The organism is Aeromonas sp. s12 (genome assembly GCF_040907925.1).
Taxonomy (GTDB): Bacteria; Pseudomonadota; Gammaproteobacteria; order Enterobacterales; family Aeromonadaceae; genus Aeromonas; species Aeromonas veronii.
Map to the genome: position 1 here is coordinate 273,539 of NZ_JBFOCT010000014.1, position 14,880 is coordinate 288,418.

11 protein-coding genes are annotated in these 14,880 nt (G+C 57.0%); 6 read left to right on the forward strand and 5 right to left on the reverse strand.

What is annotated here, in order from left to right:
* Positions 1-26 precede the first annotated feature (26 nt).
* Together AB5Y67_RS07980 and AB5Y67_RS07985 are read right to left on the reverse strand one after the other, a co-directional pair.
* The gene (locus AB5Y67_RS07980; RefSeq protein WP_005337675.1) at positions 27-1,646 is read right to left on the reverse strand and encodes an ABC transporter substrate-binding protein; all 1,620 of its coding nucleotides are present in this window, start codon (positions 1,644-1,646) and stop codon (positions 27-29) included.
* A gap of 279 nt (positions 1,647-1,925) precedes the next feature.
* On the reverse strand, positions 1,926-2,561 hold the full coding sequence (locus tag AB5Y67_RS07985; RefSeq protein ID WP_005337678.1) for a YchE family NAAT transporter: 636 nt from the start codon (positions 2,559-2,561) through the stop codon (positions 1,926-1,928).
* A gap of 840 nt (positions 2,562-3,401) precedes the next feature.
* On the opposite strand from AB5Y67_RS07985, the gene adhE reads away from it, so the two are divergent.
* Positions 3,402-6,068, forward strand: coding sequence for a bifunctional acetaldehyde-CoA/alcohol dehydrogenase (gene adhE, locus AB5Y67_RS07990; RefSeq protein WP_019446648.1), 2,667 nt, complete (start codon positions 3,402-3,404; stop codon positions 6,066-6,068).
* Positions 6,069-6,594: 526 nt separating this feature from the next.
* Here the strand turns inward: adhE and AB5Y67_RS07995 are convergent.
* The 3 genes from AB5Y67_RS07995 to AB5Y67_RS08005 all read right to left on the reverse strand — a co-directional run bounded on the left by AB5Y67_RS07995 (position 6,595) and on the right by AB5Y67_RS08005 (position 9,488).
* Positions 6,595-7,335, reverse strand: a complete 741-nt coding sequence (locus tag AB5Y67_RS07995) for a YebC/PmpR family DNA-binding transcriptional regulator (protein WP_005337681.1) — start codon at positions 7,333-7,335, stop codon at positions 6,595-6,597.
* Positions 7,336-7,437: 102 nt separating this feature from the next.
* On the reverse strand, positions 7,438-9,204 hold the full coding sequence (gene aspS / locus AB5Y67_RS08000) for an aspartate--tRNA ligase (protein ID WP_199427226.1): 1,767 nt from the start codon (positions 9,202-9,204) through the stop codon (positions 7,438-7,440).
* Positions 9,205-9,236: 32 nt separating this feature from the next.
* Complete coding sequence (locus AB5Y67_RS08005) at positions 9,237-9,488, reverse strand: FmdB family zinc ribbon protein (protein ID WP_005337686.1); 252 nt, start codon at positions 9,486-9,488, stop codon at positions 9,237-9,239.
* Positions 9,489-9,650: 162 nt separating this feature from the next.
* Between AB5Y67_RS08005 and AB5Y67_RS08010 the strand changes: the two genes are divergently transcribed.
* From AB5Y67_RS08010 to AB5Y67_RS08030, 5 genes are all read left to right on the forward strand, one after another.
* On the forward strand, positions 9,651-10,499 hold the full coding sequence (locus AB5Y67_RS08010; RefSeq protein ID WP_199427227.1) for a DUF72 domain-containing protein: 849 nt from the start codon (positions 9,651-9,653) through the stop codon (positions 10,497-10,499).
* Between the two features lie 275 nt (positions 10,500-10,774).
* Positions 10,775-11,521, forward strand: coding sequence for a carboxy-S-adenosyl-L-methionine synthase CmoA (gene cmoA / locus AB5Y67_RS08015; RefSeq protein ID WP_005353159.1), 747 nt, complete (start codon positions 10,775-10,777; stop codon positions 11,519-11,521).
* Positions 11,518-12,495, forward strand: coding sequence for a tRNA 5-methoxyuridine(34)/uridine 5-oxyacetic acid(34) synthase CmoB (gene cmoB, locus AB5Y67_RS08020; RefSeq protein WP_042056497.1), 978 nt, complete (start codon positions 11,518-11,520; stop codon positions 12,493-12,495). The genes cmoA and cmoB overlap by 4 nt, the downstream gene beginning before the upstream one ends.
* 52 nt (positions 12,496-12,547) lie before the next feature.
* Positions 12,548-13,336, forward strand: a complete 789-nt coding sequence (locus tag AB5Y67_RS08025) for an ATP-dependent zinc protease (RefSeq protein ID WP_005337698.1) — start codon at positions 12,548-12,550, stop codon at positions 13,334-13,336.
* Positions 13,337-13,339: 3 nt separating this feature from the next.
* Positions 13,340-14,878: an inactive transglutaminase family protein gene (locus AB5Y67_RS08030; RefSeq protein WP_005337699.1), complete on the forward strand. Its 1,539-nt coding sequence runs from the start codon at positions 13,340-13,342 to the stop codon at positions 14,876-14,878.
* Positions 14,879-14,880: the final 2 nt, after the last annotated feature.

Here is a 14,880-nt window from a genome sequence, read left to right on the forward strand (position 1 = left end):
CTTGTTATGCGACTTGTTGATTTAAATCAGTGAGCAATGATGTACATATCTTTGCTGTAGAGGTTATCCAGCGGGTTGGCCGGGTAACCGCCTACATAGGGTTTGACCATACGGGCAGTCACGTACTGGTAGATGGGGGCAATCGGCATGTCCTTGGCCAGGATCTCTTCAGCCTGGACGTAGAGCTTGTTGCGGGCAGCCACATCGACCTGATCACGGGACGAATCCATCAGCTTGTCGAACTCCGGATTGGAGTACTTGCCGTCGTTGTTGCCGTGGGTGGTCTGCATCAGATCCAGCATGGAGGAGGCTTCGTTGTAGTCGGCGATCCAGCCGGCACGACCTACGTCAAACTGACCCTGTTTCTTGGTTTCCAGGTAAGTTTTCCACTCCTGGTTGACCAGGCTCACCTGCACGCCCAGCTTCTTCCACATGGAGGCAACGGCCACAGCCACTTTCTTGTGGTTGTCGTCGGTGTTATAGAGCAGCTCGAACTTCAGCGGTTTGCTGGCATCGAAACCGGCCTCTTGCAGCAGCGCCTTGGCCTTGGCATCACGCTCGGCCTGGGTCATCTTCGACCACTCGGGGGCGACCGGCTTGAAGCCATCGACGAAGTCCGGCACCAGGGTGTAACCGGGCGTCTGACCCTGACCCATCACCTTGTCGGCGATCACGTCGCGATCGATGGCATAGGAGAGCGCAGTACGGACACGCACATCGTCAAACGGCTTCTTCTTGACGTTGTACTGGTAGTAGTAAGTACCAACATAACCGGTCACTTTCAGCTCGTCCGGCTTCTCTTTCTTCATCTGCTTGAAGCGCTCGATGGGCATCTGATAGGTGATGTCCACTTCGCCCGCCAGATAGCGGCTCAGGTCAGCGTTGGTAGACTGGATGGGCAGATAGACCACCTTGTTGATGACGGTCTTGCCATCGTTCCAGTAGTGCTTGTTGCGCTCCACTTCGACGCGCTCGTTCACCACCCAGTTCTTCAGGGTATAGGCACCGTTGGATACCATATTTTCCGGCTGGGTCCACTTGTCACCGAACTTCTCGATCACCTTCTTCGGTACCGGATAGGTGGTGGTGTGGGAGAGCATGCTGACGAAGTAAGGGATCGCTTTCTCGAGCTGCACTTCGAAGGTGTAGTCGTCGGTCGCCTTCACGCCCAGCGTATCAGCCGGCTTTTTACCTGCGATGATCTCGGAGGCATTGGCAATGGTCGGGATCTCCAGATACCAGGAGTAAGGAGAGGCGGTTTTCGGATCAACGGCACGCTGGAAAGCAAAAACGAAATCGTGGGCAGTGACCGGGTCACCGTTGGACCACTTGGCATCTTTGCGCAGGTGGAAGACGTAGTGCTTGTTATCCTTGGTTTCCCAGGATTCAGCCACAGCCGGGAGAATTTCCCCTTTCGGGCCGGATGCAACGAGACCTTCGAACAGGTCGCGCAGGATATTGGATTCGACCGTTCCTTCGGTCTTGTGCGGGTCAAGGGTCGCAGGCTCGGAGCCGTTGCCTTTTACCAGTTGCTGGACTTCAGCCAGCTTGGTTCCCGCCGGAACATCGGCAGCCTGAGCCACATTGACGCCACCAAACAGTGCAGCCACCAGCAATGTGTTAATCATTGTTTTTTTATGAGTCATTTCCCTACTCCAACAAGAACATTCCATGCGTTTTTTAAAGTGACGGGGTTAAAACCCGCTCCCAGCATAATTCCCTGCCAATTCCGATAATGCAACAGATATTGTCAGGGTAATCGTCATTTTCTGGTCAAAAAATCAGCTGAGGTACGCTTTTTCAGTATTAAAACACCGGTAAAGCGCTCATTTTTCACACAAACGACCGATTCTAGAAAAGACCGGGCAAAAAGCAACCAATAAAAAGCCGGTCACGAGGACCGGCTTTCATAAAGCGGAGCTGGCTCACATCAGGCTGGGGAAAACCCCCTTGATACCGGCCACCATGATCTCGATACCCAGCGACATCATGATAAGACCCATGATACGGGTCACCACGTTGATGCCGGTGTTGCCCATGATCTTGAACAGCAGCGGCGCGGCGCGGAAGATGAGCCAGGAGCAGAAAGAGAAGACCACGACAACCACTGACATGCCGAGCAGCTGCTGCCAGTGGCTCTGGCTGGCATAGACAATCACCGAGGAGATAGCACCGGGGCCCGCCATCAGCGGCAGCGCCAACGGCACCACGGCGATAGACTCGCGCACCGCCAGTTCACCCTTCTCCTGTTTGTTGTGCTTCACCTCGCCCAGCTTGCCCTGCAGCATCGACCAGGCAATCAGGGTAATCAGCGACCCACCGGCGATCCGGAACGATGCCAGCGAGATGCCAAACCCATCGAGGATCAGCTGCCCCATATACATGGAGACCAGCAGGATCACCATCACCGCGATATTGGCGGTGGTATTGGTTTTCATCCGCTCGGCCTGGGTATGGTGGCTGGTCAGGCTGACAAACACCGGCAACAAACCAAGCGGGTTGATAATTGCGAACAAACCGACAAAAAACTTCAGATACAACGAGACGTCAATTGCTGCCATAGGCGCCTTCCAATAGAGTTTCGGGCCCAGCGGGCCAGTCCATTAATTTCGTGCGTAAATTTACATCATAGCCAGAGCGGGCACCAATCAAATAATCTCACCATTTTGAGGGTTTTTTAGTTAGTTCATCTAATGCATCCGCGCTAACTGGCATAAACCGATGCCAAAAGCCCTTTCTACCGCCCGACACGCGTTAGAAAAGTGAGCGCAAGCCTGCTTAATCATGACCAGAGAGTCCGACGGTGACTGACCGAATGACCAAGCGACTCGAGAGGATCCAGGCTTTGCCTTCCCACTATTTCAGGCCAGACATTACTTCATTGACTCGGCAAGAGAGCCACAATGCAAAAACCGGGAAAGGGGGCAGAAATAGCCCCCTTGGGGAATAAAGCGGATTAGTCATGGATTAAAACAACAATCATTTTTGCAACAAACGCTGGAATAAAGTGCGTTTGTCGGTGATTTTGAAACCAATTCACTCATATTTGCTAACCTATACCGCCAAAATAGCTCTGTAATACTATGGCCTAGTGCAATTAACCACTTGATAAATGTGGTTTATTGCTCTGCATTAACAAGTCTCTCACCTTTCCCTTTGATGCACATTCCGATAACATCAGTCAAACAAGGATTGTGAAATAAAATTTCTTTTGTTCTTTTGTTACACATGATCCAGATCAAGTTTTTCTGAGTCAGCCCCGCTCTATAATCGACTCAGAAAGCGATTTAGTAAGGCATGTGAAAAAGCTGTTGCAACGATACCGTCTTGACAGGGCGACTATAATTGCCGGGCATTGCCAACGTCTTACTAAACAGTTTTCAAATAATCAGGAGATAAACATGGCAGTAACCAATTTGGCTGAACTGGATGCACTGGTCGCCCGCGTTAAGGAAGCCCAGCGTGAATTCGCCAGCTTCTCTCAAGAGCAGGTAGACAAGATCTTCCGTGCCGCCGCCCTGGCCGCCAACAACGCCCGTATCCCCCTCGCCCAGATGGCCGTGGAAGAATCCGGTATGGGTATCATCGAAGACAAGGTTATCAAGAACCACTTCGCCTCCGAATACATCTACAACAAGTACAAAGACGAGAAGACCTGCGGCATTCTGAGCGAAGATGATCAGATGGGCACCATCACCATCGCCGAGCCGGTAGGTATCATTTGTGGTATCGTTCCGACCACCAACCCGACCTCCACTGCGATCTTCAAATCCATGATCGCACTCAAGACCCGCAACGCCATCATCTTCTCCCCGCACCCCCGTGCCAAGAACTCCACCAATACCGCTGCCAAACTGGTACTGGATGCAGCTGTTGCAGCTGGTGCACCGAAAGACATCATCGGCTGGATCGACCAACCGTCTGTTGAGCTCTCCAACGCCCTGATGAAGCACGAAGACATCAACCTGATCCTGGCCACCGGTGGCCCGGGCATGGTGAAAGCAGCCTACTCCTCCGGTAAGCCTGCTATCGGTGTGGGTGCCGGTAACGTACCTATCGTTATCGACGAAACCGCCGACGTGAAGCGTGCCGTTGCCTCCATTCTGATGTCCAAGACTTTCGATAACGGCGTGGTCTGTGCTTCCGAGCAGGCAGTCATCGTTGTTGATGCCATCTACGACCAGGTTAAAGAGCGCTTTGCATCCCACAAGGGCCACGTGCTCTCCAAAGAAGATGCTGACAAGGTACGTAAAGTCATCCTGATCAACGGTGCCCTGAACGCCAACATCGTTGGCCAGCCAGCCACCAAGATTGCCGAGATGGCAGGCGTGACTGTGCCGGCTGATACCAAGATCCTGATCGGTGAAGGCGTCAAGCTGTGTGCAGAAGATGAGTTTGCTCACGAGAAATTGTCCCCGCTGCTCGGTATGTTCCGTGCAAGCAGCTTCGAAAACGCTGTTGATATGGCCTGTGACATGGTCAACATCGGTGGTATCGGCCACACCTCCGGTCTGTACACCGACCAGGACCGCAACGCTGACCGCATCAAGTACTTCGGCGACAAGATGAAGACCGCGCGTATCCTGATCAACACTCCGTCTACCCAAGGCGGTATCGGTGACCTGTACAACTTCGCAATGGCACCGTCCCTGACCCTGGGTTGCGGCTCCTGGAGCGGTAACTCCATCTCCGAAAACGTGGGTCCGAAGCACCTGATCAACAAGAAGACAGTCGCAAAACGGGCAGAAAACATGCTGTGGCACAAACTTCCGAAATCCATCTACTTCCGTCGTGGTTCCCTGCCGATCGCTCTGAGCGACCTGGAAGGTAAAAAGCGTGCCATGGTCGTAACTGACCGCTTCCTGTTCAACAACGGCTACGCCGATGAACTGGTCAGCCTGCTGAAAGCACAGAATATGGAAGTGGAAGTGTTCTACGAAGTAGAAGCTGACCCGACCCTGGCTGTGGTTCGCAAGGGTGCCGAGATGGCCAACTCCTTCAAACCGGACGTTATCCTGGCGCTGGGCGGTGGTTCACCGATGGATGCCGCCAAGATCATGTGGGTGATGTACGAACACCCGAACACTGCGTTCGAAGATCTGGCCATGCGCTTCATGGATATCCGCAAGCGTATCTACAAGTTCCCGAAAATGGGCGTGAAGGCCGAACTGGTCTGTATCACCACCACTTCCGGTACCGGCTCTGAAGTCACTCCGTTTGCAGTAGTAACCGATGAAGTGTCTGGTCAGAAGTATCCGCTGGCTGACTACGAGCTGACCCCGAACATGGCCATCGTTGATGCCAACCTGGTTATGGGTATGCCGAAGTCCCTGTGTGCCTTCGGTGGTATCGATGCCGTGACTCACGCCATGGAAGCCTATGTTTCCGTACTGGCTAACGAGTACTCCGACGGCCAGGCACTGCAAGCCCTGAAAATGCTGAAAGAGTACCTGCCGTCCAGCTACCAGAACGGTGCCAACGACCCGATCGCTCGTGAGAAGGTGCACAATGCTGCCACCATCGCCGGTATCGCGTTCGCCAACGCCTTCCTGGGTGTGTGCCACTCCATGGCTCACAAACTGGGTGCCGAGTTCCACATTCCGCACGGTCTGGCTAACGCCCTGCTGATCAGCAACGTCATCCGCTACAACGCGAACGACAACCCGACCAAGCAGACTGCGTTCTCCCAGTACGACCGCCCGCAGGCTCGTCGTCGTTACGCCGAAGTCGCTGACCACCTGGGTCTGACTGCTGCCGGTGACCGCACCGCCGCCAAGATCGAGAAGCTGCTGACCTGGCTGGACGAGCTGAAGGCTACCTTGGGTATCCCGGCCTCTATCCGCGAAGCTGGCGTGACTGAAGCTGACTTCCTGGCCAAGGTTGACCAGCTGGCTATCGAAGCTTTCGATGACCAGTGCACCGGCGCCAACCCGCGCTACCCGCTGATCAGCGAGCTGAAGCAGGTTCTGCTGGACTCCTACTACGGTCGTCCGTTCACCGAAGCCGCTCCGGTAACTGCTGCCCCGGTTGAAGCCAAGGTTGAAGGCAAGAAGAAATCCAAGGCCTGATAACCAGCCCTGAGATAACAAGCCCGCGCACTGCGCGGGCTTTTTTTATCTGCCACTTATCACAGAGCTCCTCTCTCCAGCCGATTGCGGTAGTGCAGCCCCTAACTTCCCAACCAACCAACTGGCCCCAGCCAATCCGTTATCGACATCCCAACCTGTGACTCTATATTGATGGGCACCTGTGATAACAAGAGCACGCCCCATCACCTCCTCTCCCCTACCCGCAAAGCAATTACCCTGACGGGCAGATGTGAGCAGCCAACGCCATCTCAAGAGCTAAAGGCGTGATAAACAGGATAAGCGGAGCCTCGCTAACGCAACGCAGCAGAACTGCCGACTGGCGTACGTGCAGGGCCAACCGACTGACAGGGACAGAGCAATGATAATGCGCAGAGAAAGCGGGAAAGATTGTCAGTGAAGAGAGTTGCAGCACCGGTTGCTCAACCGACACATCAGCAGTTGCCACGATGCAAAGATAAAAAAATGGCAGCCATCTGGCTGCCATTGGGAGAGCACGATTCAGCGATCAGAGGGTCGCAGCGACCTCATCGGAGATGGAGCCGTTGTGGTAAACCTCTTGCACGTCGTCCAGATCTTCCAGCATGTCGATCAGACGCATCAGCTTGGGTGCAGTCTCGGCATCCAGCTCCGCTTCGGTGGAGGGGATCATGGTCACTTCGGCGCTCTGGGCCTTGAAGCCGGCAGCTTCCAGACCGTCCAGCACGGTACCGAAGTCGTTCGGGGTGGTGTACACCTCGATGGTGCCATCCTCTTCAGTGACCACGTCATCGGCGCCCGCTTCCAGCGCGGCATCCATCAGGGCATCTTCGTCCACCCCCACGAAGGTCAGCAGACCTTTCTTGCTGAACAGATAGGCAACGGAGCCGTCGGTGCCCAGGTTGCCACCGCACTTGCTGAAGGCGTGACGCACTTCGGCTACGGTACGGTTACGGTTGTCGGTCAGGCACTCTACCATCACGGCAGAACCAGCCGGGCCGTAACCTTCGTATACGATGGTCTCGAGCTGTTCGCCATCGCCACCACCGGCGCCACGCTGAATGGCACGGTTGATGGTGTCGCGGGTCATGTTGTTGGTCAGGGCGGCAGTCACCGCAGCACGCAGACGCGGGTTGTTGGCCGGATCGGCATCACCCAGACGCGCGGAGGTAGTGATTTCGCGGATCAACTTGGTGAAGATCTTGCCACGCTTGGCGTCCTGAGCGGCCTTGCGGTGTTTGATGTTGGCCCATTTACTGTGACCTGCCATAGAGACTCTCCGTTATTTTTTAAATGTCAGTAACACTGATCATGACTAACCCAAGGGAAACACAGAGGCCGCACGGCGGCGGCCTCCGGTGCCGGTATCGGCTTACTCGTCGCCCTTGACGGTGGTTGCAATCGCCAGCTCACCCAGTTGGGCGGCATTGGCAAGGCTGGGGGCGTCTGTCATCAGACAGGCAGCCGCGGTCGTTTTCGGGAAGGCGATGACGTCCCGAATGTTTTCGGTGCCGGTCAGCAGCATGCTGAGACGGTCCAGACCGAAGGCCAGACCGGCGTGCGGCGGGGTGCCGTACTTCAGGGCATCCAGCAGGAAGCCAAACTTCAGACGCTGCTCGGCCGGGGTGATACCCAGGATATCGAACACGGTGGATTGCATCTCGCTGTTGTGGATACGGACAGAGCCACCACCCACTTCGTAGCCGTTGATCACCATGTCGTAAGCGTTGGCGTAAGCACCCACAGGGTTGGCTTTCAGCTCGGCCGGGCTCATGTTGCTCGGCGCGGTGAACGGGTGGTGCATGGCGGCCAGACCACCTTCACCATCTTCCTCGAACATCGGGAAGTCGATGACCCACAGCGGCTTCCAGCTGTTCTCCAGCAGACCCAGATCACGGCCCACTTTCAGACGCAGGGAGCCCATTGCATCGCAAACCACTTTCTTGCTGTCAGCGCCAAAGAAGATGATGTCGCCGTCGGCAGCGCCGGTACGAGCCAGGATCTCGCGCACGATGGCGTCAGAGAGGAACTTGGCAACCGGAGACTGCACGCCTTCGATACCATTGGCCGCTTCGTTGACCTTCATCCAGGCCAGGCCCTTGGCACCGTAGATGCCGACAAACTTGGTGTACTCATCGATCTGCTTGCGAGAGAGCTCGGCACCACCCGGGACTTTCAGGGCAGCCACACGGCCTTTCGGATCGTTGGCGGGGCCCGCGAACACGGCGAACTCGACAGCAGTCAGCAGATCAGCCACATCGACCAGCTCCATTGGCAGACGCAGGTCCGGCTTGTCGGAGCCGTAGCGACGCATGGCTTCGTCGAAGGTCATGATCGGGAAGTCGCCCAGATCCACGTTCAGGATGTGCAGCCACAGTTTGCGGATCATCTCTTCCATCACTTCACGCACCTGCGGCGCGGTCATGAAGGAGGTCTCCACGTCGATCTGGGTGAATTCCGGCTGGCGGTCGGCACGCAGGTCTTCGTCACGGAAGCACTTGACGATCTGGTAGTAGCGATCGAAGCCGGACATCATCAGCAGCTGCTTGAACAGCTGGGGTGATTGCGGCAGAGCGTAGAACTTGCCCTTGTGCACGCGGCTCGGCACCAGATAGTCACGGGCACCTTCCGGGGTGGCCTTGGTCAGCATCGGGGTCTCGATATCGAGGAAGCCGTGCTCGTCCATGAAGCGGCGTACGAAGGCGCTGGCCTTGGCACGGGTCTTCAGGTACTTGGCCATCTCGGGACGACGCAGATCCAGGTAGCGATACTTGAGGCTGATTTCTTCGCTGTTGACCTGATTGAAGTCCAGCGGCAGCGGCTCGGCACGGTTGATAATATTGAGTTCGTGGGCGAACACTTCGATGGCGCCAGTGGCCATGTCGCTGTTGCGCTGGGACTCGGGACGGGTGCGCACCACGCCGGTCACCTGGATGCAGAACTCGCCGCGCAGCTCGGAGGCCAGGGCGAACGCGTCCGGTTTGTCCGGATCGAAGAACACCTGAACGATCCCTTCCCGGTCGCGCATATCGATAAAGATCAGACCGCCGAGATCACGACGACGATGAACCCAACCGCACAATGTAATGGTCTGCCCTGCATGGGCCTCATTGACCTGTCCGCAATAGATAGAGCGCATGGACTTCTTCCTTCGAAATTGTAGAGAGACGGTTAACCTTGGGCCGCCGGGCACGACTGGCAAGCACCGTCTGTCTCACAGCTGGCCAGATTCTTTTTCTTACCCGGTTTGAAATCAGTCTCGTACCATCCGGTTCCCTTGAGCCGGAAGCCTGCCGCCGATATCAGCTTGACCAGATTCGGCTTGCTACAGGCCGGACAGTCGGTCAGGGGGGCATCGGAAAGCTTTTGCAGTTTTGCCAATTCATGGCCACAGACGTCGCAACGATATTCGTAGATAGGCATGGGTCACAAGAAATTGAAAAACAAAAGGGCTGGCATTATAGAGGAAAACCCCCTTTTGGGTAAAATGGCCAGCAGCCTCCTTTCGCCAGTTTTTTGCACTCGATGGCAAAAAGCGGGCAAAAAATCGGCACGAATGCACCAAGAGCGAAGAGAATAGCCATCATGAGCCTCTATTTGGGCCTGCCACAGTGGTCCCACCCCAGCTGGCCCGGCCAGTTGCTGGGCCTTGGCGCCAAGCCTGCCGAACACCTCGCCCACTACGCCACCGTGTTCAATTCGGTGGAGGGCAATACCACCTTCTACGCCCTGCCGACCCCCGATACGGTACAGCGCTGGGCCGATGCGGTGCCCGATCACTTTCGTTTCAACTTCAAATTTCCGCAAACCATCAGCCACCAGAGCGATCTGGTGAGCGCAGACAAACAAGTCGCCGACTTTATTCGCCTGCTCGCCCCGCTGCACGACAAGCTGGGGCTGCTCACCCTGCAGTTGCCCGCCCGTTTCGGGCCACAGGGGCTGGCCAGACTAGCGGCCTTTATCGAGCGGCTGCCGCGGGCGTTTCGCTACGCCCTCGAGGTGCGTCACCCCGACTTTTTCGCCAAGGGGGAGGCCGAGCGGGCCTTGAACCGGCTGCTGATGGAACAGGGTGTGAACCGGGTGATGCTCGACAGCCGGCCACTCTTCTCGGTACCAGCAACCACGCCAGCCCTTGTCGATGCCCAGGGCAAGAAACCGCGCCTGCCGGTGCATCTGCTGGCCACCGCCAACGCCCCCATGGTGCGCTTTATCGGCCTGCCGGACCCGGCGGCCAATCACCCCTTCCTGCCCAGCTGGCTCCCCCACTGGCGCCAGTGGCTTTCCGAGGGCAAGGATCTCTACCTCTATATACATACTGCCGACAACGCCCAGGCACCTGAGCTGGCCCGCCAGATCACCCGCTTGCTGGAGCAGGAGATGGCCCCCTGGCCAGGGGAAAACGATCGCGCACGGCAGGGAGTGCTGCGCTTTTAGCCAACCCATTCTGCGGCCATCGTTTCGCTGCAAAAAAAGTGCTTTTTTGTGGCGTGGCAAGCCCTGGCGTCAAGACAAACGGCCATCAATCCTCTACACTACCGCCCCAAGTAAGGGTTCGGAACATGGCCCGTACGAACAGGACAGGTCCAAAGGATTTCACGACCAGCCACCCCGTTCGTAAACAGGTGATAAATCTACTCTGATGGGTGTCACCCAACGACTCAATTGAACAATACAGCCGGGTGATGTCCCGACTGTCAGGTTGCGCCAGCATGCATACCAAAGATCAAATTTTTGCCGCCCCGATCGCCCGATTGGGAGATTTCTGTTTTGACGAACAGGTCGTCGACGTATTTCCCGATATGATCCAGCGCTCGGTGCCGGGTTACAGCAACATCATCTCCGCCATCGGCATGATGGCCGCCCGCTACGCCCAACCCGAGAGCCGACTCTATGATCTCGGCTGCTCACTGGGCGCCGCGACCCAGGCGATGCGTCGCCATGTCAGCCAGCCCGGCTGCCGCATCACCGCGGTGGATCTCTCCCATCCGATGATCGAGCGCGCCCGCGCCCACCTCTCCGGTTTCAAATCCGAGGTGCCGGTGGAGCTGGTGGAAGCAGATATCTGCGACATCGAGATCGAGAACGCCTCCGTGGTGGTGCTCAACTTCACCCTGCAATTTGTCGAGCCAGAAAAACGGGCCGCCCTGATCCAGCGCATTCATGATGGTCTGCGCCCGGGCGGGATCCTGATCCTGAGCGAAAAGTTCCGCTTCGAAGATGAACCGGTCAACGAGCTGCTCATCGATCTGCATCTCGACTTCAAGCGGGCCAATGGCTACAGCGAGCTGGAGATCAGCCAGAAACGCACTGCCCTTGAGAACGTGATGCGCACCGACAGCCTGCCGGTGCATCAGGCCCGTCTGCGGGATGCCGGTTTCGTCCATCAGGATCTCTGGTTCCAGTGTTTCAACTTCGGCTCCATGATTGCCATCAAATCCAGCGACGCCCAGCCATGATCGACTTTGCCAATTTCTATCAACTGATTGCCAAAAACCGGCTGAGCCACTGGCTGCATACCCTGCCCGCCCAGCTGCACGCCTGGCAACATGACAACCAGCATGGCGACCTGCCGCGCTGGAACCGCGCCCTCAACAAGCTGCCGGTGGTCTCCCCCGGCAACGTCGAGCTGAAAAGCCGGGTCGAGATTGGCTCGGCCGAGAGCCTTGGCGAAGGGGAGCGCAAGAAGGTCGAGAGCCTGCTGCGCCACTTCATGCCCTGGCGCAAGGGGCCGTTCACCGTGCACGGCATCCATATCGATACCGAGTGGCGCTCTGACTGGAAGTGGGATCGGGTGCTGCCCCATATCAGCCCGCTCGAAGGCCGTTACGTGCTGGATGTGGGTTGCGGCAGCGGCTACCACCTCTGGCGCATGGTGGGTGAAGGGGCTCGGCTTGCAGTCGGCATCGACCCTAGCCCGCTGTTCCTCTGCCAGTTCGAGGCCATTCGCCACTTCGCAGGCAATGATCAGCGCGCCCACCTGCTGCCGCTCGGTATTCAGGAGCTGCCGGAGCTGCGTGCCTTTGATACCGTCTTCTCCATGGGGGTGCTCTATCACCGCAAATCCCCCATCGAGCACATCGAGCAGCTGCGCAATCAATTGAAAGATGATGGCGAGCTGGTGCTGGAGACCCTGGTGATCGATGGCGGGGTCAACGACGTGCTGATGCCCACCGACCGCTACGGCAAGATGCGCAACGTCTGGTTTATTCCTTCAAGCCGCGCCCTCAAGCTGTGGGTCGAGCGCTGCGGCTTCACCGATGTGCGGATAGTAGACGAGAATATGACCAGCACCGACGAACAGCGTCGTACCGACTGGATGATTAATGAATCCCTGAGTGACTATCTGGATCCAGACAATCCGGCACTCACGGTAGAAGGACACCCGGCGCCGAAACGTGCCGTACTGATTGCCCGCAAGGCCAAAGACTAGCCGATGGCGATTCAGGAAGTTACACTGACCCAATTCCAGGAAGCACAGTTAAATGAATGACATGAAAAGCAAATTAAAAGGAATGACCCTGCTCTCCCTGCTTAGTCTCGGCGGGTGTGTCAATATGGAAAAAGCGCCTCAGGTCCCTGCTCTGACGCTGGCCGAGCTTCGTAGCGAGCTGAGCCAGAGCGAGCAACGCCTGCAAACATCCATGGAACAGCAACAGAAGCAGTATGTGCAGCAACAGCACCTGCTGGTTCAGCTCAACACAGATGTCACCAATATGAAAGAGTCCGTCAAGCAAGTAGACCACAAGCTCGCCACCCTCCCCTCCGAGCCGCCCAAGCCGATGGCCATCCCCACCGAGAAGTGCCCGGCCCCCAATCAGGGTCACACCATCGATGGCAAGCTGATGGTCGGTGAAGCCGAGTGGATCTGGGTTGATGCGGCCAACGACGCCTTCCAGGCGCGGGTCGATACCGGTGCGACCACCTCCTCCATCAGTGCGCAGGAGATCACCATTTTCGAGCGCAACGGCAAAAACTGGGTGCGCTTCTTCCTGAGCCATCAGGAAGTAGACGACAAGATCCAGATCGAAGCGCCGCTGGTACGCCATGTACGGGTGCGTCAGGCCTCTGCCGACGATCTGGACCGCCGTCCGGTAGTGCGTCTGGCCGTGCGCATTGGCGACATGACCGAGAAAGCCGAATTTACCCTGAAAGACCGTAGCGACATGACCTTCCCTGTGCTGCTGGGTCGCGAATTTTTGAAAGACATCGCCGTGGTTGATGTGGCCCGCGAATATATCCAACCCAAACCCAAGCTCAAGGATGTGAAATAATCCATGGTTTCCCGTAAGCCGTTCTATTTGCTGGTAGCCCTGCTGTACATTGTCGGCCTGGGGATGACGATCTATCACCATATCGCGTTGGATGTACCGCTGACGCCCGGTGAAAAGCGCCAGATCTGGTCCATCGAAGCCAAGCTGGAGTTCGAGGCGACCGGTGAGCCGGTGATCGCCTCTCTGGCCATTCCGGGCACCCAGCCCGGTTTCACCCTGATGAACGAGAACGCCGCCAGCCCCGGCTACGGCCTCTCCTTCGTCGAGAAAGATGGCGATGCCCGCGCCGAGTGGTCCATCCGCACCGCCTCCGGCCGTCAGGAGCTCTACTACCGCGTCGACATGATGGCGGATGCCCATGCCAAACCGGCCGCCAATCCGCAGCCGCCCGCCATCGAGAAGCAGATCGAGAGTGAGCCTTATGCCACCGCGATGAAGCAGATCCTCGAGCGGGCACAGGAGCGCTCTGCCGACGGCTACACTCTGACTCGCGAGATCATCAAGGAGATCGAGAAGCAGGAGCAGAACGCCGAGCTGCTGAAAAAGCACAAGAGCCGCGCCAACCTGATCGCCGAGCTGCTCAACAATGCTGACGTCCCCACCCGCGTGGTGCATGCCCTGAATCTGGAAGATGGCCGCCGTCGTCAGGAGCTGGTGGATTACCTGCAGGTATTCAACAGCCCGACCGACTACAAGCTGTTCAACCCGCAAACCGGTGAACAGGGTCGTCCGGCCAACCTGCTGCTGTGGGAATACAACTCCGGCGCCCTGCTGGACGTGACCGGTGGTCACAACTCCCGGGTCAGCTTCTCGATGATCGAACAGGAACAGCCGGTCAGCGTGGCACTGGCGCAGAAGTTCGAAAAATCAGAGATGATGAACTTCTCCATCCACAGCCTGCCACTGGAAGAGCAGACCCTGTTCAAGGGCTTGCTGCTGATCCCGATCGGCGTGCTGATGGTGGTGTTCCTGCGGGTGCTGGTGGGGATCAAGACCTCCGGTACCTTTATGCCGGTGCTGATCGCGGTCGCCTTTATCCAGACCTCGCTGGTCACCGGTCTCATCGGCTTCCTGCTGATCGTCGGCACCGGTCTCATCATTCGCTCCTATCTGTCTCGGCTTAACCTGCTGCTGGTCGCCCGAATATCGGCCATCATCATCATGGTTATCTCGATGATCGGCATCTTCTCCGCGTTCGCCTTCAAGCTGGGGCTGACCGACGGTATGAAGATCACCTTCTTCCCGATGATCATCCTCTCCTGGACCATCGAACGGATGTCCATCCTGTGGGAAGAAGAGGGCCCGAAAGAGGTGTTCCGCCAGGGTGGTGGCTCTCTGCTGGTTGCCGTCATCGCCTATCTGGCCATGGATAACGAACTTATTCGTCACCTCACCTTCAACTTCCTCGGCCTGCAGCTGGTGCTGATGGCGACCGTGCTGTTGATGGGTAACTACACCGGCTACAAGCTGAGCGAACTGAAGCGCTTCAAGCCGCTGGTGGACGAGATGAAATCTGGCGTCACCCCGGGTAAGGACAAGTAACC

What these genes read in the sequence shown, in the direction of transcription:
- AB5Y67_RS07980 (WP_005337675.1), bottom strand. Translation starts at nt 1,646, where the DNA reads ATGACTCATAAAAAAACAATGATTAACACATTGCTGGTGGCTGCACTG.
- AB5Y67_RS07985 (WP_005337678.1), bottom strand. Translation starts at nt 2,561, where the DNA reads ATGGCAGCAATTGACGTCTCGTTGTATCTGAAGTTTTTTGTCGGTTTG.
- adhE (WP_019446648.1), top strand. Translation starts at nt 3,402, where the DNA reads ATGGCAGTAACCAATTTGGCTGAACTGGATGCACTGGTCGCCCGCGTT.
- AB5Y67_RS07995 (WP_005337681.1), bottom strand. Translation starts at nt 7,335, where the DNA reads ATGGCAGGTCACAGTAAATGGGCCAACATCAAACACCGCAAGGCCGCT.
- aspS (WP_199427226.1), bottom strand. Translation starts at nt 9,204, where the DNA reads ATGCGCTCTATCTATTGCGGACAGGTCAATGAGGCCCATGCAGGGCAG.
- AB5Y67_RS08005 (WP_005337686.1), bottom strand. Translation starts at nt 9,488, where the DNA reads ATGCCTATCTACGAATATCGTTGCGACGTCTGTGGCCATGAATTGGCA.
- AB5Y67_RS08010 (WP_199427227.1), top strand. Translation starts at nt 9,651, where the DNA reads ATGAGCCTCTATTTGGGCCTGCCACAGTGGTCCCACCCCAGCTGGCCC.
- cmoA (WP_005353159.1), top strand. Translation starts at nt 10,775, where the DNA reads ATGCATACCAAAGATCAAATTTTTGCCGCCCCGATCGCCCGATTGGGA.
- cmoB (WP_042056497.1), top strand. Translation starts at nt 11,518, where the DNA reads ATGATCGACTTTGCCAATTTCTATCAACTGATTGCCAAAAACCGGCTG.
- AB5Y67_RS08025 (WP_005337698.1), top strand. Translation starts at nt 12,548, where the DNA reads ATGAATGACATGAAAAGCAAATTAAAAGGAATGACCCTGCTCTCCCTG.
- AB5Y67_RS08030 (WP_005337699.1), top strand. Translation starts at nt 13,340, where the DNA reads ATGGTTTCCCGTAAGCCGTTCTATTTGCTGGTAGCCCTGCTGTACATT.